The 17955-nt window shown below is 43.3% G+C and carries 17 protein-coding genes; 4 read left to right on the top strand and 13 right to left on the bottom strand.

The window, feature by feature from the left end; all coding sequences use genetic code 11:
- Nucleotides 1–203: 203 nt before the first annotated feature.
- The 4 genes from AC1DXF_RS27930 to AC1DXF_RS27915 form a co-directional block, all read right to left on the bottom strand.
- A complete protein-coding gene (locus AC1DXF_RS27930) occupies nucleotides 204–893 on the bottom strand; it encodes a response regulator transcription factor (RefSeq protein WP_147057003.1) in 690 nt (229 codons plus the stop codon).
- 106 nt (nucleotides 894–999) lie between these two features.
- Entirely contained in the window at nucleotides 1000–2151 is a 1152-nt protein-coding gene (locus AC1DXF_RS27925; protein ID WP_477451973.1) for a redoxin domain-containing protein, read from the bottom strand.
- A 2-nt stretch (nucleotides 2152–2153) separates the two neighbouring features.
- Complete coding sequence (gene gatB, locus AC1DXF_RS27920; protein WP_477451972.1) at nucleotides 2154–3620, bottom strand: Asp-tRNA(Asn)/Glu-tRNA(Gln) amidotransferase subunit GatB; 1467 nt, start codon at nucleotides 3618–3620, stop codon at nucleotides 2154–2156.
- 547 nt (nucleotides 3621–4167) lie between these two features.
- Nucleotides 4168–4458, bottom strand: coding sequence for a YciI family protein (locus tag AC1DXF_RS27915; RefSeq protein ID WP_477451971.1), 291 nt, complete (start codon nucleotides 4456–4458; stop codon nucleotides 4168–4170).
- A 202-nt stretch (nucleotides 4459–4660) separates the two neighbouring features.
- Between AC1DXF_RS27915 and AC1DXF_RS27910 the strand changes: the two genes are divergently transcribed.
- The 3 genes from AC1DXF_RS27910 (at nucleotide 4661) to AC1DXF_RS27900 (ending at nucleotide 7217) form a co-directional block, all read left to right on the top strand.
- Entirely contained in the window at nucleotides 4661–5827 is a 1167-nt protein-coding gene (locus tag AC1DXF_RS27910) for a galactokinase (RefSeq protein ID WP_477451970.1), read from the top strand.
- A 104-nt stretch (nucleotides 5828–5931) separates the two neighbouring features.
- Nucleotides 5932–6468: an RNA methyltransferase gene (locus AC1DXF_RS27905; RefSeq protein WP_477451990.1), complete on the top strand. Its 537-nt coding sequence runs from the start codon at nucleotides 5932–5934 to the stop codon at nucleotides 6466–6468.
- Between the two features lie 89 nt (nucleotides 6469–6557).
- The gene (locus AC1DXF_RS27900) at nucleotides 6558–7217 is read left to right on the top strand and encodes a YdeI/OmpD-associated family protein (RefSeq protein WP_477451969.1); all 660 of its coding nucleotides are present in this window, start codon (nucleotides 6558–6560) and stop codon (nucleotides 7215–7217) included.
- A gap of 131 nt (nucleotides 7218–7348) precedes the next feature.
- Here the strand turns inward: AC1DXF_RS27900 and AC1DXF_RS27895 are convergent, their stop codons facing one another.
- Nucleotides 7349–8842, bottom strand: a complete 1494-nt coding sequence (locus AC1DXF_RS27895; RefSeq protein ID WP_477451968.1) for a glycosyl hydrolase family 28 protein — start codon at nucleotides 8840–8842, stop codon at nucleotides 7349–7351.
- Between the two features lie 153 nt (nucleotides 8843–8995).
- Here AC1DXF_RS27895 and AC1DXF_RS27890 point away from each other — a divergent pair, with 153 nt between their 5' ends.
- Entirely contained in the window at nucleotides 8996–9151 is a 156-nt protein-coding gene (locus AC1DXF_RS27890) for a helix-turn-helix domain-containing protein (RefSeq protein ID WP_477451989.1), read from the top strand.
- A gap of 117 nt (nucleotides 9152–9268) precedes the next feature.
- Here the strand turns inward: AC1DXF_RS27890 and AC1DXF_RS27885 are convergent, their stop codons facing one another.
- The 8 genes from AC1DXF_RS27885 to AC1DXF_RS27850 all read right to left on the bottom strand — a co-directional run.
- Complete coding sequence (locus tag AC1DXF_RS27885; RefSeq protein ID WP_477451988.1) at nucleotides 9269–9661, bottom strand: beta-xylosidase family glycoside hydrolase; 393 nt, start codon at nucleotides 9659–9661, stop codon at nucleotides 9269–9271.
- Between the two features lie 198 nt (nucleotides 9662–9859).
- On the bottom strand, nucleotides 9860–10363 hold the full coding sequence (locus AC1DXF_RS27880) for an SRPBCC family protein (RefSeq protein WP_477451967.1): 504 nt from the start codon (nucleotides 10361–10363) through the stop codon (nucleotides 9860–9862).
- 31 nt (nucleotides 10364–10394) lie between these two features.
- Nucleotides 10395–11282, bottom strand: coding sequence for an NAD(P)H-binding protein (locus AC1DXF_RS27875; RefSeq protein WP_477451966.1), 888 nt, complete (start codon nucleotides 11280–11282; stop codon nucleotides 10395–10397).
- A gap of 83 nt (nucleotides 11283–11365) precedes the next feature.
- On the bottom strand, nucleotides 11366–12430 hold the full coding sequence (locus AC1DXF_RS27870; RefSeq protein ID WP_477451965.1) for an alkene reductase: 1065 nt from the start codon (nucleotides 12428–12430) through the stop codon (nucleotides 11366–11368).
- Nucleotides 12431–12527: 97 nt separating this feature from the next.
- Nucleotides 12528–13511 carry a helix-turn-helix domain-containing protein gene (locus AC1DXF_RS27865; protein WP_477451964.1) on the bottom strand — a complete coding sequence of 328 codons (984 nt, stop codon included), beginning with the start codon at nucleotides 13509–13511 and terminating at the stop codon, nucleotides 12528–12530.
- Nucleotides 13512–13840: 329 nt separating this feature from the next.
- Nucleotides 13841–15793 (bottom strand): sialate O-acetylesterase, encoded by a 1953-nt coding sequence (locus AC1DXF_RS27860; RefSeq protein WP_477451963.1) that lies wholly within the window; start codon nucleotides 15791–15793, stop codon nucleotides 13841–13843.
- Between the two features lie 85 nt (nucleotides 15794–15878).
- Nucleotides 15879–17249: a glycoside hydrolase family 27 protein gene (locus AC1DXF_RS27855; RefSeq protein ID WP_477451962.1), complete on the bottom strand. Its 1371-nt coding sequence runs from the start codon at nucleotides 17247–17249 to the stop codon at nucleotides 15879–15881.
- A gap of 285 nt (nucleotides 17250–17534) precedes the next feature.
- Nucleotides 17535–17955, bottom strand: a 421-nt coding sequence (locus AC1DXF_RS27850) for a beta-xylosidase family glycoside hydrolase (protein ID WP_477451961.1), incomplete at its 5' end; no start/stop codon positions are given.

The raw sequence follows: 17955 nt of genomic DNA, 5'->3' as shown, positions 1-17955 counted from the left end.
GGCCCGCGCGATGGCCATAAGGGCAGGCCGCGCCTAACGCTTTGTGCGCGTATGAACGATTGGCCCGGCCGCAGGCAACGCCCAAAACAAGCCAAAAATTTTTCACCCAAAAAACAAAGCTTCGGTTTTCTTTAGGAAAACCGAAGCTTCAAATATGCTAATCAAAAGCTCTCCGTTAGCCAACGGAGGTTAGGGGGCCGGGCTTACGCCTCAAACTTATACCCTACACCTTTAACAGTTGCAACTACCTCATCACCCAGTTTTTCGCGCAGTTTGCGGATGTGAACATCAATGGTGCGGTTGGTTACTACTACCGAGTCTTCCCAGATGTTTTTCAGGATTACCTCGCGGGTGTATACTTTGCCGGGTTTTGAGGCCAGCAGGTATAGCAGTTCAAACTCTTTTTTGGCCAACACTACTTTAACACCTTTTTGGTATACCAGGTAGGCTTCGCGGTCGATAACCAGGTCGCCAATTTCAAGTTTGTTGTCGGGTGTTTCTTCGGTTGGCGAGTTGCGGCGCAATATGGCGTTTATACGGCTTACCAGGGCACGGGGCTTTATCGGTTTAGCTATATAATCATCGGCGCCTACGTTAAAGCCTGCAATTTCTGAATACTCTTCGCTGCGGGCGGTTAAAAACACCATAAAGGTATTCTTAAATTCAGGCATGGTACGCATAATGCGGCAGGCCTCGATGCCATCCATTTTAGGCATCATAATGTCAAGTACAATAAGATCAGGTAGTGATTTCTTGGCCTCGGCTACGGCCTCCTGGCCATTGCGGGCCAAAAATACCTGGTAGCCTTCTTTTTTAAGGTTGTATTCTATCAACTCTAAAATATCCGGTTCATCATCAACAATAAGGATTTTCTGTTTTGGAGAGCTGCTCATGATGCGTTAATTTTTTTGTATAAAAGTATACACTTTACAACATCACAAAGTTACCCAAATATTAACAAATTGTTAATGGTTACCTTTTGTTAACGATAAATTGAACCTATTTGAACGTTTTGGTTAAAAAAGCTTCCAAATCGGCGCCGGTAATATTTTTGGCAACGATGTTTCCGGCCGGGTCGATGATGAAATTTGATGGGATAGCCTCGATATTGTACAGCCTTTCTGTTGGCCCTTCAAAGCTATTTAAATCCGATCCGTGAGCCCATTCCAGCTTATCATCGTTGATGGCTTTTTGCCATGCAGCCTTATCCTTATCTAATGATACGCCCAAAATATTAAAGCCTTTTGAGTGGAATGCGGCATATTGTTTTACCACGTTAGGGTTTTCCTGGCGGCAAGGCGCGCACCATGATGCCCAAAAATCAATCATTACATATTTGCCTTTATAGTCGGCCAGGCTTACCTGTTTACCATCTATCCCGGTGGTTGTAAAATCGGGTGCTTTATGGCCAATGGACACCGGCTTGATTTTATTCATCTGTTTGATGAAGGACTGTACACCGGGGTTATCTTTAAAATTATCTTTAATATCATCGGCATAGGCCACCAGTTGCGGCTCAAATTTATACACATCCAATGATGTTGCGCCATAAAAAGCTGCCAGCGATGATTTGTTATCATTTACAAACTTTAAAACTGCAGCACCATAATCGGCCACATTTTTCTGGAAGGTGGGCATATAAACTTTCAGCAATGAGTCTGATTGTTTGCCAAGCGCTTGTGATTTTTCCTGGTACTCAGCCACCAGTTTGGAGTTTTTCTCTCCGTAAAAATTACTTATCTTATTAAACTCCTTTATCTTGTCCGAATCATCAGAGCCTTTGATGACGTAAGTATGTGAAGCGTCTTTGCTGTCGGTTTCAAAATCAATATCGTCGCCGTTTTTTGCAATCAGGTCGTACACGTTGTTTGCCGCCGCCGATTGATCGCCACCGCCCGCGCCGCCTATCCGCAGCTTGTATAAATTGGCATAAGGCGCCACGTGTTTGAATTGGAATTTACCATCTTCGCTCAGCGTAGTTGAGTCTACAACTTTAAGTTGGGTACTATCGGCCTCAATTAAATAAACCAGCTTTAAGCTGCCGGGATTTTTAATGGTACCGTTAATGGTAAACTGCGAATTATCTTTACATGAATAAACAAATGCAGTTAAACACAGTAAGCTGTAAACTGCCAGATTTTTTAATTTCATTACTACTTTACTTCTAATTCCTTGATCAATAACTGGTTTGTTTTCTGCGGATCGATTTTACCTTTCGATAGTTTCATAATCTCGCCCATAAACAAGCCTAACACGCCTTTTTTGCCCTTCTGGTACTCTTTTACCTTATCCGGAAACTTGGCAATGGCGGCCTTAATAAACTGGTTTACATCGTCATTATCCGCGCTGATTAACAGGTTAAGCTCCTTAGCCAGTTCATCGGCTTTTTTGCCCGGTTCTTTAACCATGGCGGGGAATAACTTGTGCGAAGCTACAGAATTATTTATCACGCCCGCGTCAATAAGTTTAATGAGGCCGGCAAGGTTGGCCGGGGTAACAGCAAAGTTACTGATGGCCACATCGTGATCGTTCAGGTATGATTTTACCGCGCCCATAATCCAGTTGGCGGCGGCTTTGTAGTGGTCGGTAGCTTTTATCAGCTCTTCAAAATAATGGGCCACGTCCTTATCGGCAGTGATAACCGATGCATCATAGGCCGACAAGCCCAATTCAAGGTATTTATGATAAAGCTGGCCGGGCAATGCCGGTAAACTTTTACGGATGTTATCAACGTATTGCTCGGTAAGCGCCAACGGCATTAAATCCGGCTCGGGGAAATAGCGGTAATCGTTGGCCATCTCCTTGCTGCGCAATACCGATGTTTCGCCTGTATCGGCATTAAAATTAAGCGTGTTTTGATCTATATGACCACCGGCTTCAATAACGGCTACCTGGCGGGCAAACTCGTGCTCAATGGCACGCTGCACGTTACGGATGGAGTTTAAATTTTTCACCTCGCAACGGTTACCATATTCGGTAGCGCCACGCAGGCGAACGGATATATTGGCATCGCAGCGCATGCTGCCTTCTTCCATGTTACCATCGCAAATATCAAGGTAGCGCAGTATTTTACGGGTTTCGGTCAAAAACTGGCCTGCCTCTTCGGCGCTGCGCATATCAGGCTGGGTAACAATTTCCAGCAGAGGTACACCGGCACGGTTAAGGTCGATAAGCGAATCGGCATGGTGCTGGTCGTGCATACTTTTGCCGGCATCCTCTTCCATGTGGATATGGTGTATGGCTAAGTTTTTTTCGGTGCCATCGGCCAGTTTTACAGGCACATAACCACCCAGGCATATAGGGGCATGGTCCTGCGTTATCTGGTAACCTTTGGGCAAATCGGCGTAGAAATAATTTTTACGGGCGAAACTGTTATTCAGGTTGATGCTGCAATTACAGGCCAGGCCCATCTTAACGGCATACTCCACCGCGCGTTTATTTAAAAAAGGCAAAGTACCAGGGTGCCCCAAAGATATGGCACTGACATGCTGATTAGGCCCGGCACCAAAAGCGGCAGAATCGGCCGAGAAAACCTTACTTAAAGTGGATAGCTGGGCATGTACCTCGAGGCCTACAACCAATTCGTACTTTTCACCTATCCCGTTTGCGAGAACTGTCATAAAAATAAATTCAGCTGTGATTTGCTGATTGTAAGGTCAAATATATAAAAGTTAATACAGTATAGGTAAGTTTTGCGGTTTAATAGGGGTTAAAAAATATAAAGCAGGTGTGATTGGTAGGAATTTTAGTTCATGGATCATGGTTGATAGTTCATAGGTTTAAAATATATCCGCGGTCTGTGTCCTCACAGAACGCTGCTCCATATCCGCGGTCGGTGTCCTCACAGAACGCTGTTCCGGAGAAACCTGTAGCATTTGAGAAGTTGACTGCAGGGACATAGTCATCGGAGGGGAATAAACACCCAAAAATCTTGATACTTGATACTGACTACTTGATACTAATCCTGGCGTTGCCTGCGGCCGGGCTTTTTGCGGCAATCGCGAACTGTGCAGGTTCGCCATACATAGTTCGCGATTGCTTCGTGCCTTATAATAACGTGTTTGTAAATTACCGCTCATTAGTGTTTTTTTTTCGATGTAGAAACGCATAATCGGGTCTCCCATAGAACATTGAGAACTTGCAAGGTCATCCCCTACTCACAACTCACTAAATAACCGCCACTTTAATAGGTTTCACATCTACAGATTCCCAAACGTTTTGGGTTACATAGGGCTCGGCCAGTTTCCAGGCATCTAATTCCTCTTCCGATTCAAATTGCAGCATCATTACCGAGCCTATCATATTGCCTGCTTCGTTTAAAAAGGCGGCTGCGGCAATAAAATTGCCATTCGCTTTAAGCGCTTTTACCCCATCAAGGTGATGCGCACGTGTATTCATGCGGCGTTGCAGGGCGCCTTCGTCGGTATAATCGTAGCCGGTAACCAGGTATTGTTTCATAGTTTAAAATTTGATTGTCATAATCCCACCTATAGCGTTGATTTGGGTTTTTGATAGATGTAAAGCTATAAAATTAAAAATCAAGGCAAAACTTCTATATTCTTGTCTGAAATTTGATGTTTTTTGAAATTAATTTAATTTTATAAATGTAAAACTGACAATTTTTACAATATTTGTTTTCCAATTGTAATATAACCGAATAATGAAGAATAATCTGCACCAGGAATTTATCAAGATCTTTAATAAAGAAGCCGACAACGCCTACTTCTCACCAGGACGCGTCAACCTTATCGGCGAACATATCGATTATAACGGGGGCCTGGTTATGCCCTGCGCCATCACTTTTGGCACCTACCTGTTAACATCGCCCAATGAGGATGGCGTTTTTCGTTTCAGGAGCTTAAATTTCAGCGAGCAGCAGGATACCCCCTTAAAGGCGTCATATAAAAAGATCGACGAAACCTGGTTTAACTTCCCTATTGGCGTTATCAACAGCTTCATACAGGAAGGCCATGATTTACAAGGACTTGATATGCTTTTTTATGGTGATATCCCTATTGGTTCGGGCTTATCGTCGTCTGCCTCTATCGAGGTAGTAACCTCTTTCGCGCTGAACGATATTTTCAACAGCGGCTACAGCAAACTTGATTTGGTTAAACTGTCTAAATCTGTCGAGAATAACTTTATTGGTGTAAACTGCGGCATTATGGATCAGTTTGCAGTAGCCTTTGGCGAAAAAAACAAAGCCCTGATGCTGAACTGCGACACCCTTGATTACGAAGCAGTTGACAGTAACCTGGGCGAGTATGTGCTGGCCATTATCAATACCAACAAACCCCGCAAACTGGCCGAATCAAAATACAATGAACGTGTAGAAGAATGCCAAACCGCGTTAAAAGCATTACAGCTGGAATTGAATATCAACTACTTATGCGATATCGATACTGAAACCTTCAACAAATACCAACACCTGATTACCAACCCTACCGTACTTAAACGCGCCAAACACGTTATTGAAGAAAACGACCGCGTAAAACTTGCTGCCAAAGCATTGGCCGGCAACAACCTTGATGAATTTGGCCGCCTTATGTATGCCTCGCATGATTCGCTACGCGATTTATATGAAGTAAGCGGTATTGAGCTGGACACCGTTGCCGAATACAGCAAAACTAACCCTAACGTTGCAGGCGCCCGCATGACCGGGGCAGGCTTTGGCGGTTGCGCCATAGCTTTGGTAAAAGGCGATGCGTTTGAAGAATACGCCAAAGGCGTTACCGAATATTACACGAGTAAAATAGGCTACGCTCCATCAGTATACAGCTCGCTAATAGGCAATGGCGTAGGCTTGCTAAACGAAGTGGCTATTTAAGCTATTAATCGATACTTTTGCGCTCCACTGGTTCATTAGTTCAATAACCCGTCATAAAAGACCAATGAACTAATGAACCAATGAACTAATGAACCACTATGGAGATTCGCAAATTAAAATTAGATGAGCTGAACCGGGCCTCGGTTGATGAATTTAAGGAACAGGCTAAGTTACCTGTTGCCGTAGTGTTGGATAATGTGCGCAGCATGCACAATATCGGTTCCATTTTTCGTACTTCAGATGGTTTTGCGGTTGAGCAAATTTGCCTCTGCGGAATCACGGCGCAGCCGCCACACCGCGAAATTGAAAAAACGGCCCTCGGCGCCACACTATCAGTAAACTGGACTTATTACGAAACCCCGCTACAGGCCGTTGAAAAATTACGCGGCGAGGGCTACCTGATCATAGCCGTTGAGCAGGCCGAAAACAGCACGATGCTCAATGAATTCGCTCCCGATCCTTCCCAAAAATATGCCCTCATATTTGGCAACGAAGTAAACGGCGTAAGCGACGAAGTAATGCAGACTATAGATGCCTGTATCGAAATCCCCCAGTTTGGTACCAAACATTCTTTTAACATTGTAGTATCTGCCGGCATTGTGCTATGGGACTTTTTTGCCAAGCTGGCTATTGGTTCATAGATCATTGTTGATGGTTCATGGTTTTCTTTTAAGTTTGTAACTATAGTTCTTTTATCTTGATACTTGATACTAACTACTTGATACTAAAAATGAACGCCTTAGCAAAAAAGCTCCAGATAAAACCCAATTCACGTTGGTTGCTGCATAACGCACCTGCTAATTTCCTGGATAGCTTATTGCCGCTACCCGATGATGCCGAAATTGTGTTTAATACCACCGGCAGTTTTAACGGCATCCTTTTATTTATAACCAACAGCCAGGAACTGGCATCAGAGCTGAAAGTAATTACCCCGGTTTTAAATGATGATGCTGTTTTCTGGATCATCTACCCAAAAAAAACTTCTAAAATCGCCACCGACCTGGAGATGATGAGCAGCTGGACGGAACCCGCCGTTTATGGCCTGCGCCCGGTTGCCTCTGCCGCCGTAAATGAAACCTGGACTGCCTTGCGTTTCCGTCCGCAGGATAAGGTAAAAGTATCCGAAGGGCGCAACGATGGCATCCGCAATAATGAGCATAGCGCTTACATTGATGTTGACAATAAGGTTATTACCCTCCCCGATTATATAAAAGCCGCCGTTGAACAACACCCCGCGGCCATGGCCTGGTACCAGCAGCTATCATACAGCAATAAAAAAGAGTACGTGCTATGGATCCTGACCGCCAAACAGGAAAAAACGAAGGACGAACGTTTGTTGAAAATGATGGACATGTTGGCAAATAAAAGGAAAAACCCTTCGGATAAATAGGTCTTTTGTCTAATTCGATTTTCCGGGCATCGCTAACTACCGGGTTGATTTTTTTTGAATGTATCAACCTACTGAACTCGCCATGAACAGGTAGCAGAATGTCCAATGATATACTTTCCGGCTTATTTTAACTATTTGTCCTTTGTCGCAATAAAGCGGATCCCATCAGTATGTTCCCCGATAAGTATATTCGCCATATCTCCTGTTTTATAATAGCCTGGCTTCCCTGGCATATCATCTGCTATGCTTACCCCGTTGATCTTTAAATTTTCAAATACAACATTTTTTATCCGACGCTCATTATCATAACCCATGATAACCGAAATATTGGAATGATGACCATTGAAATCAACATTTTTAAAATATATATTTTGTATTCCTCCACCCGGCGAAGTATTGTAATAGCGATTAAACATCACCCTAATATTAACAAGTTGCCCTTCTCTAAAATCTTCAACCCTTATATTTTCGAAACGCAATTGGTTTAACAGGTTACTATCTCCGGCATTCAGCGCAATACAACCCTGGTAATCTATCTGGTGCTCGTGCTGTTCCAGGACGTCAATATTCTTAAAAGTCATATTTTCAAGTGTGTCCGGTTTGTCAGTATCGCCATGAGTGCCGATCAGTACCGGGTGGGCAACATCTGCCCAAAGTGTAGCGTTGGAAACGGAGATGTTTTTGGTATTACCATAATAATTCCATCTATGACCGTAAATAGCTATACAATCATCTGAGTTTCTCATAAAAATGTCGCTGATGGCAACATCCGAACTGCAAAAAACATCAATTCCATCGGCATTGCCTTCAAAGCTGATTGACTTAAAATTACTGATCTTCACCCCCGCCGACTGGCCGATAAGTACACTATACTTATGTGGCAAAACGATGATACCATCCACTTCAACATTTTTTGAAAATGCTACAGTCAACTGGTCGTTACGGGAATTCTGTACAGCCGGAGGCTCGATTTTACCAATATTTTGCTTCTGAAACACAGGCAGCTGGGTTAAAATTCCACGTCCCAAAACACGAACGTTCTCCGCTTTACTGATAAGTATTTGACCCTGTACAATAGCACCGGCTGCCAGGTAAATAGTTTGGTTTGACCGGGCTTTGAGCACGCCTACGTGGTGTATTCCGGGGCCAAAATAGGTTATATTGGTGTCGGCGGGTAATGGATGGAAAGTTTCAACCGGGTTTGCGAATAACTGGAGGTTATGAAATATATCCCCATTTATTTCAACGGAAAGATTACGCGGCTTATCCAGAAAAAAGGAGAGTGTGTTAAATTTTATCCTGGGGACTATACCAAAGCTCAATGGCCTCACCCTGGCTTGTTCAACGGTGCCTTTATTGTAGGTAACAGCAATCTCCACGGTACCCGAAAAATCAAAATAAGCAAAAGAGGTAGTCTGGTGTTCACTTTTGGTGTTAACTATATTGGTAACGGTAGCTTTATATGTAGGCAGTATTTTCCATTCACCTCCCTTTTGCCTTACTTTCACCATAAAATCGGTAGTTAAGGCAGCACCAACAGGAGCTTTGCATGTAATAAGTTGAGCATTTACATGGCTGACAATACAAAGCAACAATAAAAACAGTTGAATAATTCTTTTTTTCATTAAATATAAAAGTTAAAACTCGCGGCGTGTACCTGACACCGGGGCAGCCCTCCATTACGTCAATAATTATTGCCTATGAAGAAGCCATAAAAGTCGCCCGAAAAAAATGGACAGAAAGGGGGTTAGGGGGTCAAATACAGGTGGTATTTTTTAATAAACGGTTATCTCTATCGCAAAAAAACAGCTTATCTGCAAATTGCAGAGATATCCTTTTCGCTTGGATTTGACAATCCTACCTACTTTTCCAGGTTATTTAAAAAAGAGGTTGGCGTACCACCTAACGTTTTCAGAGATCAGTATTTGAATTAGCGACCCTACCAGGGCTTATTATATTGGTGAACTTATATAAGCCATCTGTTGGAAAATCGATTGCCAATGGTCTCGAAATACTTGACAGTAAAATAAATTTGCAGATACTTTAAATAATTAATTTATTGGTTGATAAATAAAATTTTTGAATTTAACTGTGCCATCACCTACAGCACACAATCCTATTCGCAAACTGAGGAAACCACCCAGTACATTATGATTGTAACCGGATACCTCGACAGAATTTTCTATTTTAATCCAGTTTCGTCCGTCGACGCTGTAATACATATCAACAGTACTTTTTATGTTCCTGATCTTTAGAAACACATGTTTTTTTATCGCATTTTTTTCAGTCGGGAACTGCCATCCCCTCAGGTTCGCCAAAATATTTTGCTTATCAGCCAATATTCCCGAATAATACCTGTTGTCGTAAAAAAGTGTCAGTCCACCCGTAGCATTTCCCTCTATAAATAACTCCACCTGTGCCGTATAAGAATGATTTGCAGGAATACAAGTTAAAGGAGCGCAATCAGCTACAGATTTACCCTTGCCTTTTATTGTTGGTAGCCGCTTTGGGTTTTCACCTCTTAGCTGCTACAAAAATACGGTATTTGAGCTTTTTTTTGAATGATAGCCCTGGTTCGAGCGAACCAGGGCTATCAACTAAAAATCGCCTTGCAGGACAACCACGTATTAGCTAAGAATCTTTCAAATTTTTTCCGCCTCCAGGTTTTCTTTACAGATCCTGATCGCTTGTTCAAGCATACCCTGAAAATCCGGCAAAAGGTGCTCCTGAATTATTTTTGCAGCCTCGTCATTTTTCGGCGTAATGATATATTTCCAATCGATTAGGACTTTATTTTTCTCAAGTCCGATAAACACCCAGGCTCCGTCAACACTTTCGACCAAACTGCTTAGCCCCTCAGCGGTGAAGTCCACAATTTTATAAGAGAAATAGTTTGGGGCGTCTACATACAGCATATTTTCGGTCGCTGTATTGCCGTCAGCAAAAGTTACCGTGCGGGATAAACCCGCCCTGATCCATTTCTCTGTTTCATTTGTTTTTTCGATCGCCGGAATATTATTGTATCCCCGGAAGATGTTTTGTAAAGGAACCGGCTGAATGTAATTGAATGCCGCCCCGATCGGAACGTTTATGGTTTCCAGTACCCTGGCAACCAGTTTTGAAGTTTCATTTTTGCTTGCTTCCATGATTTTGTGAGTTGTGATAGATAAATAAGGTTTAGGCGCGCAGATACGCGGCTTTGAACTCTTGAGCAAACTCTTGCAGCTTGATATTACCGGTTACCTTTGCATCGCTTGCAAAAAAGTCCCTGGTGATAATCCCTGCCCTTACACCTTGCCCCATTTCAACGATCAGGCCCACTAGCTCCGATGGCAGTCCTCCGGCAAGCATACCCTGTTTTAATTGTTCATCCGGGATATTTGTCCAAACCAGTTCTGGTTTACCAATGGCCTGACCCAATGATTTTGCTATCTCGTTTCCATTCGAAACATCACTCACAACGTACTTCACTTCAAAGCCGTTTCCGTCAGCTTGCAACTCTTCTGCAAGCGCTGTCGAAAGATCTTCAGGGTGTGTAAGGGCCAACTGGTCGTTACCGTTGTAATTATTACCGAAGATGCCTTTGCTTTTGATCAATGGAATATCTCTCAGAAAGTTAACATAGAAAAACCCTGACCTCAAAACGGTCACATTTACGCCGTCTAATTCCTGTAATATCTTCTCAACACGATGAACGCCTTGTACCGGGCCGGTACCTTCAGCAGCATCAGCGCCAACGCTGCTCAGCATAACTACGCGCGTTACACCTGCCGCTTTAATGGCATTCGCGTAAGCTTGCCCCGCATCAGCAATGTTCTGTATCATATTGCCTGGCCCCATTGATGGTGGCATCATGGCATAAACCGCATCTGCGCCGCTAAAAGCTTTCGTCAAAAAGGCTTCGTCACTGATAGAGCCGATAGCTGCCTTTGCACCCAAAGCCTCGATTTCGCTTTTTCGGTCATCTTTTGTGCTGATAACGGTTACTTCATGTCCCGCTGCGATCAGCTTTTTCACTAGTGGTTTGGCTACATTTCCTAATGAGCCTGTAGTTGTAATTTTCATTGTGGTATTGTTTTTAAGTGGCAATGAAGCTGTCGGCTTAGCCGACGGTTTCATTTTGTTATGTTTTAAAGAGTAATAAATATTTAGTCTAACACGGGGTAATCGGTATAGCCTTCTTCGCCGGGCGTATAAAGCGTGTTATAATCCGGCTCATTCAGGGGGACGTTTCTTTCTATTCCCCTCATAAAATCGGGATTGGCCAAAAAACTTCTACCAAAGGCAACCAGGTCCGCTGATCCATCCTGTATTTTGGTTTCAGCGGTTTCTGCCGTGAACCCGTTGCAATAAATAATGGTGTTAGCGAAAGCCTCCCGAATATCCTGATGTGTTTTTTCGGGAATGCCCGGATTGTTTGAAATATGCAGGTAGGCGATGCCCAACTGGTTTACTTCCTTGGCAAGGCGAACATAGGTTTCATGTACTACAGCTTCTTCGTAAGCAGGCATGTCGTTGGATGTCAGAAATGGTGAAATGCGCAGGCCAATCTTATCTGCTCCGATAGCGGTAGTTATTTTTTGTACGATCTCCAGCGTCAGACGGCTGCGGTTTGCTATTGATCCGCCATAGCTATCCGAACGGTTATTTACGTACGGATTTAACGACTGCTCCAAAAAATAGCCGTGTGCTCCGTGCAACTCAACACCGTCAAAGTCCGCGGCTATGGCATTTTCAGCAGCCTTAACATGATCCTGTACAATACGGGCTATGCCCGCTTCATCCAAGGCTGTTGGGGCAGAGTATTCGAACATGCCGGTATCGGTATAAATTTCGCCTGCCGCTTTAATAGCTGATAAACCCACAACGTGATGGCCTTCCGGCAAATTGGAGCTGTGGGCTATTCTGCCGGTGTGCATCAATTGTAAAAATATTTTGGAGCCGCCTTCATGTACCGCATTGGTCACCAGTTTCCATCCTTTTACCTGGGCATCGTTAAAAATACCCGGGATACGGGGATAGCCTAAACCTTCGGGGCTGGGTGAAGTGCCTTCGGTAATGATCAGTCCGGCACCTGAACGCTGTTTGTAATAGGTGGCCATTAAGTTGTTGGGCACATTGCCGATAGCCCGGCTTCTGGTCATAGGTGCCATCACGACGTGGTTCTTCAACTGGAGTGCGGCTTTGCTATAGGGCATGAATAACTTTTTCATTTCGCTTATCTTTTAATTTGATAAAGCAAAATTGCGCCTAATAGTGAGCTGATAATAGCCTGAAAAGGCGAAAAATCAGTCCGATACGACGAAGAAGTTAAGCCTGAGAGGAATACCGCTTGGGTGTAAAGCCGTAATGTTTTTCAAACAGCCTGCCAAAGTGGCTGAGGTTGGTAAAGCCCAATTCATAGCCAGCCTCGGCAACCGACCGCTTACCTTGCTTTAACAAAAAGGCCGCTTCTTCCATCCGGGCGCGCTGGAAGTAATTGTAAATCGTATCACCAAAGGCCTGCTTGAAAAGTTGTTTGAGTTTAGTTTCGCTCATGGCTGCAATTTGCGCCAGTTCGGGCAACACCGGCGGTGCGCTCAGGTCACTGATAATTTCGTTACGTATATGGAGAAGCCTGGCCGCATCCGCGCTGTTAATGTTCTGATGTGGTAAGCTTTCGCGTTTCGACAGCTTTTGAAAAAGCAGGTAAAGCAGCTCCTGCACTTTGATCTGCATATAGAACTGGCTCAAATCATCGCTCATATCCACCGCGCTTAAGTTTTTGAGCAGCAGTTTGGCTTCAGCTGTCATGTTCTCAAAATAGAGAAATGTATTACCAGGGCTGGTTATGGTTTCGAGCGTAGAATTCAGCTTATTCAGGGCCAACAGTGTTTTTAAATAGGTCGGCATAATGGCGATCACCGCGTAACGTATAGTGTGCCCCGCCGGGAAACGTATGGTTGAGTTCAGGTTATTTGAGGTAACCTGGATAGCGGAATCATCGCGCTCGGAAAACTGAATATTAGGATTGTTGTCAAACGATATGCCGAGCGTTTGCTCATTGCTGTAAAAAAAGACGGTGATCAGGTCGTTACCCAGGCCGGATGTATTGCGTTTGATAATCAGGTCTTCCTTTAGCACATAATGGTGCAAGGTAATCTTGAATTCCGGGCTGAAGGACATTTTGCGAATGTATCCGTTACCTAAATGAGCAGGAATAACTAACAAACCGTTGTCTACTGTTGCCTTAATATGACGGGCAAAATAGGTCATAAAGTCAAACTCCGGCGTGGCGGTAAAACTAAAGATCATTAACTTATATTGTCTTAATGAACGAATTTAAGAATATTACAGCAAACCTTTTGCATGCACAATTCTTCCCGGTATCTTTCGCAATGGCTATAAGTTTCTTTTCAAGATGTCTTTTTTTAAAAGATATTGAATTGGTGGCCATTTAGTAGTATTACCACACTATTGCTGCGATGATCAAAAAAGACTTCAGGCTTCGCCAATAACGTTCAATGAACTCGATCTGAATTAACGGAATATTGTCTCTTTGTTCATTTACGCATTTTTACTGTTATGCTATTGATTGCTTTTGTTGTTTCCTCAACCCGTTATTTTGGGGTTTGTAAACCAGATCACTTTTGGGTAATCCCCTTCCATTCATCTGTTCTGAAGGGCACGGCCGGCAGCCCTTCTTTGTTAACAAGGTTACAAACGGGGTTGTCGGCCCAGGCGTAACGTACGGCTACGGGTATATTTACCTTATCCGAACTAACTATCACCTTATCCCCTTCGATTCTTGCCAATGCCCAATAGAATTTTTTATCATCTCCCGCTATTGCGAATCCCTTTAATGATCCTGTATCCCGCGTAGCAAGTCCCGAACCGGTCCCGGTAAAACTTATGATTATATCTTTACCCTTGACAACGAAATTTTTATACATTGGCCCGGAGGCGATAACTTCTTTCCCATATACTTTTTTTTCCGCTATCAGTGCCAGCCTGCGGCCTACCTCCTGCTTATTTGTTGGATGAATACTGTTTGCATCGCCGATATCTATTATGCAAGCCATACCCGTATTGGATTGTGACAGTGTTAGTGTTTGCGCCTCTCTCAATTCAGCCCATTCACTTTCAACAGGAAGCGGATCTTCTTTTTGGAAGTTGGCCAACTGAACATATAAAAAAGGAAGGTTACCCTGATGCCAGCGTTGTCGCCAGTCGCTGATTAGCATAGGGAATAATTCCCTATAGCGGTAAGCCTCCGAAGCATTCGCCTCTCCCTGGTACCAGATATATCCTTTGACCCCAAAAGGAATTAGCGGATTAATCATGGCATTAAACAGCACCGCGGGGTAATTTTGATAATTGTGGATTTTAGGGATGGCCGATTCAACATTTGTTTTATACAGCCATTTTCCTGCTAAAGAAATCTTAGCATCCTCATCGGCAATATAAATATTTTCGGCCGGAGGGTTCAATCCGCCGCCGCCCCATAACATAGCTATTCTGATAGCAATGGTATTTTCTCCGTTCTTAACCAGGCCAGCCGGAATGGTATAGGATTGCTTTGAATTGCTATTCCAAATTGTTTTGCATATTTCGGCGCCGTTAAAATAAAGTGAGTAATTCATTTCAGGGTGACCAATATTCAGCACCAAGTTTTTTCCCGCAAAGGATGGGGGTAACACAATTTTTTTGCGTAACCACATCATCCCTTCATATTTTCCAATTCCAAAATCCTTTACAAGGCGGGGCATCTCAACCGCTGTCCAGCCAGAATCGTCATAATCCGGTAAGGGAACAGTTTTATCAGTATTATTCTGTGGATGAAAAACGATGTCCCAATAACGTATCATATCCAGGCTATCTTTTACAACATTGTTTTGAGTCAGCGTATCGCCTGCAAGCATTTTTGCCCTGGTAGCAGACGATGTAAGCTGTATTTCCCGGCTTGTCCATGCCTGTACCGGCGTTCCTCCCCAGGCACTTTGGATGATACCGATTGGTACGTTTTGCTCTTTATGTATTTTACGGGCAAAATAATAGGCTACGGCAGAGAACTGTTTTACATTATTTGTGTCGCATAGTTTCCACTTACCCGCTAAAAAATCAGGTTGAGGAGTAAGTTTAATATCGTGCTCCACAATAAGAAAGCGAATTTTGGGAAAATCTGCTTTGGCAATTTCGGTCGGAGCATCCCGCGCCTGCTGTACCTGCCATTCCATATTAGATTGCCCCGAAGCCAGCCACACATCCCCTATAAGAATTCCCGTTAGCTTTATTGCGAAGCCGGGCTTTCCTGATTCAGAAATTTTAAGAGCATACGGGCCACCTGCCTTAAACTTCGGAAAATGCAACATCCATTTGCCGTCTTTATCAGTTTTTGCTTTTGTACTTACTTTACCAAGCGTTGCAACAACCAAAGAACCCGGGGTTGCGTTACCCCAAACAGGAATTTTTATACCTCTTTGCAAAACCATATTATCGCCAAATACTTTTGGCAAAGTTACCTGGGCATAACCGGATGTTTGAAAAAAGTGGAATAGCGTAAAAAACACTAATAATATCCGTTTATTTATTTTCATTGTTTTATTCGAATAGCGTGAACTCTAATATTGAAACCCTGATTTATAGTTTTTTATCTGAGTGTGTATTATCGCTAAGATAACTTTAATTAAGTAACGATAGTTTTAACAAAGCGGCCCCGTGTGTATTGATTGTTTTTTTATATCCTTTTTTAAAGGTACCTACATTTTCTTTTTCCCAAAGATCCCGAACGGTTACCCTTCCGTTCAGGCCAAGCTGGGCAAAGTTTACATCCACATCCTGCGGCTGTGCCGCCAGGTTGAATAAAGCGACATAAATATCCTTGCTATTGGGCACGTGCGAATACCAAACTATTGCATCATTAGTTTTGTATAACTGGCGCGGTTCGGCCCCATATTGGTTAACGGCTATCACCTCATCGTTTGTAAACAGTTTCAATTCCTGTTCCCTGTTTTCGGGCAGGTTGCCGCCCAAAATTAACGGGGAGCGGAAGATGGTCCAAAATGTCATATGCGAATACTCCTCGTCTTTTGTAAAACGGCTATAACGTTCGTCACCTACAGGGCCCCGTTTCGACAACTTGCCTATCTGTATCATATCACAATCGGGCCAATGGCCGGGCCCGCCAACGCCTTCCCATTGTTTGCCATAATTAAACATTTGCAATACTGCATTCCACTCGTCCCAAAAGTCATCAGCCACCCGCCACATATTCGCATTTTGTTTTACGTTATCAGCTTTATCAACAGGCGTAGCCCCCGGTGATGTACTGAACACGATTGCCCTGCCGCAATTATCAATTGCCTTGCGGTAGCCCTCAACCTCCGCAGTGCTATAAGGCCTTGATAAGTCATCAACCTTAATAAAATCAACTCCCCAACCGGCATATAAGTTCAATATTGAATTAAGGTATGCCTGCGCACCGGGCTTAGCCATATCCAGGCCATACATGTGGTTCATCCAGGGGCATTTTGAATTAGTATCCGCTATCATATCAGCAGTTATGCCATTAGTGCCCATTACGGGTGATTTTGCCCATACTGCCTGGCGTGGGATGCCACGCATTACATGAATACCAAATTTCAACCCCAGCGAATGGACATAGTCAGCCAATGGCTTAAACCCCTTACCTCCAAATGCCGACGGAAACTTTTTTATATTAGGTGTTAGACGCCCCCATTGGTCCATTGCCAGCCAGGGGCTATATGAGCCATCTTTAAGTCTTTTTTGAAACACTTCAAAAATATTACCAGGTTGGTTATCAAAATCCCATAAAAAATCCACCACTATATATTGCCAGCCATGCGCCTTCAGGTTTTGTGCAACGTAATCAGCATTTGCTTTCACCTCATCCTCATGAACCGCCGAACCGTAACAATTGTAACTGTTCCATCCCATGGGCGGGGTTAGCGCAACACTCGTGTTTTGCGCCTTTACAGATGTACAAAAACTAAATACTATTAAAAAAGTTAAAATTTTCCGAGTTGTGGTCATCTATCGGAGATTTATATTGTAAATAATACGTAACTGGTTGCGTCAAACGACTTATTAGTGTTTGTAATAACTGATTTTACGCTTAAATCATTAATTTCTTGCTTACTGCATCTTGTTAATGTCAGGATGCCTAATAAATAATTTAGAGTTTTTTTCATAAAACAGGTCTGGACCGATTTATTTGTTTAACTGGTTAAATTTCATTTTTCGCAGGGCGAAAAGGTAGTTAATAAAAACAAGTGCGCTTTTTTTTTTAATTTTTTCAGTTCGCTAATTCCTTATGCTTTATTTTTCCGGGGAAATGGCACCTGTTATATGAAAAAAGTCAAAGTCAGCCGCTCCTCCTATATTTTTTGTGGCATAATTAAACAAAGCAAAACGATAGCCCATGAAATGCGGGAAGGTATAGGCCATTTTTAATTGTGTGCCCAATGGTATCCACGTTTTCCCGTCGAGGCTATAAAAAAAGGCTGCCACGTCTTTCCTGTTCGTAAAATTGCATTCCGCTTTAAAGTACACTACCTTTTGGTTTAAGGGGATTGTTTGTGCTTCTACAGGTTTTCCGGTGCTTGCATTGATCATGATGATAGCTTTGCTATCCCCGGTTATTTTGACACCTGCCAGCCCGTAATTTTTTTGCAAAAGGCCCAGACCCGCAAAATCACCATCTTTCATGTTAGAAATGTCGAGCGAAACTGTGCCGGAG

Source organism: Mucilaginibacter sp. P2_A5 (assembly GCF_056404995.1).
This window is presented reverse-complemented; position numbering and strand designations above follow the sequence as displayed.

What these genes read in the sequence shown, in the direction of transcription:
- AC1DXF_RS27930 (WP_147057003.1), bottom strand. Translation starts at nt 893, where the DNA reads ATGAGCAGCTCTCCAAAACAGAAAATCCTTATTGTTGATGATGAACCG.
- AC1DXF_RS27925 (WP_477451973.1), bottom strand. Translation starts at nt 2,151, where the DNA reads ATGAAATTAAAAAATCTGGCAGTTTACAGCTTACTGTGTTTAACTGCA.
- gatB (WP_477451972.1), bottom strand. Translation starts at nt 3,620, where the DNA reads ATGACAGTTCTCGCAAACGGGATAGGTGAAAAGTACGAATTGGTTGTA.
- AC1DXF_RS27915 (WP_477451971.1), bottom strand. Translation starts at nt 4,458, where the DNA reads ATGAAACAATACCTGGTTACCGGCTACGATTATACCGACGAAGGCGCC.
- AC1DXF_RS27910 (WP_477451970.1), top strand. Translation starts at nt 4,661, where the DNA reads ATGAAGAATAATCTGCACCAGGAATTTATCAAGATCTTTAATAAAGAA.
- AC1DXF_RS27900 (WP_477451969.1), top strand. Translation starts at nt 6,558, where the DNA reads ATGAACGCCTTAGCAAAAAAGCTCCAGATAAAACCCAATTCACGTTGG.
- AC1DXF_RS27895 (WP_477451968.1), bottom strand. Translation starts at nt 8,842, where the DNA reads ATGAAAAAAAGAATTATTCAACTGTTTTTATTGTTGCTTTGTATTGTC.
- AC1DXF_RS27880 (WP_477451967.1), bottom strand. Translation starts at nt 10,363, where the DNA reads ATGGAAGCAAGCAAAAATGAAACTTCAAAACTGGTTGCCAGGGTACTG.
- AC1DXF_RS27875 (WP_477451966.1), bottom strand. Translation starts at nt 11,282, where the DNA reads ATGAAAATTACAACTACAGGCTCATTAGGAAATGTAGCCAAACCACTA.
- AC1DXF_RS27870 (WP_477451965.1), bottom strand. Translation starts at nt 12,430, where the DNA reads ATGAAAAAGTTATTCATGCCCTATAGCAAAGCCGCACTCCAGTTGAAG.
- AC1DXF_RS27865 (WP_477451964.1), bottom strand. Translation starts at nt 13,511, where the DNA reads ATGATCTTTAGTTTTACCGCCACGCCGGAGTTTGACTTTATGACCTAT.
- AC1DXF_RS27860 (WP_477451963.1), bottom strand. Translation starts at nt 15,793, where the DNA reads ATGAAAATAAATAAACGGATATTATTAGTGTTTTTTACGCTATTCCAC.
- AC1DXF_RS27855 (WP_477451962.1), bottom strand. Translation starts at nt 17,249, where the DNA reads ATGACCACAACTCGGAAAATTTTAACTTTTTTAATAGTATTTAGTTTT.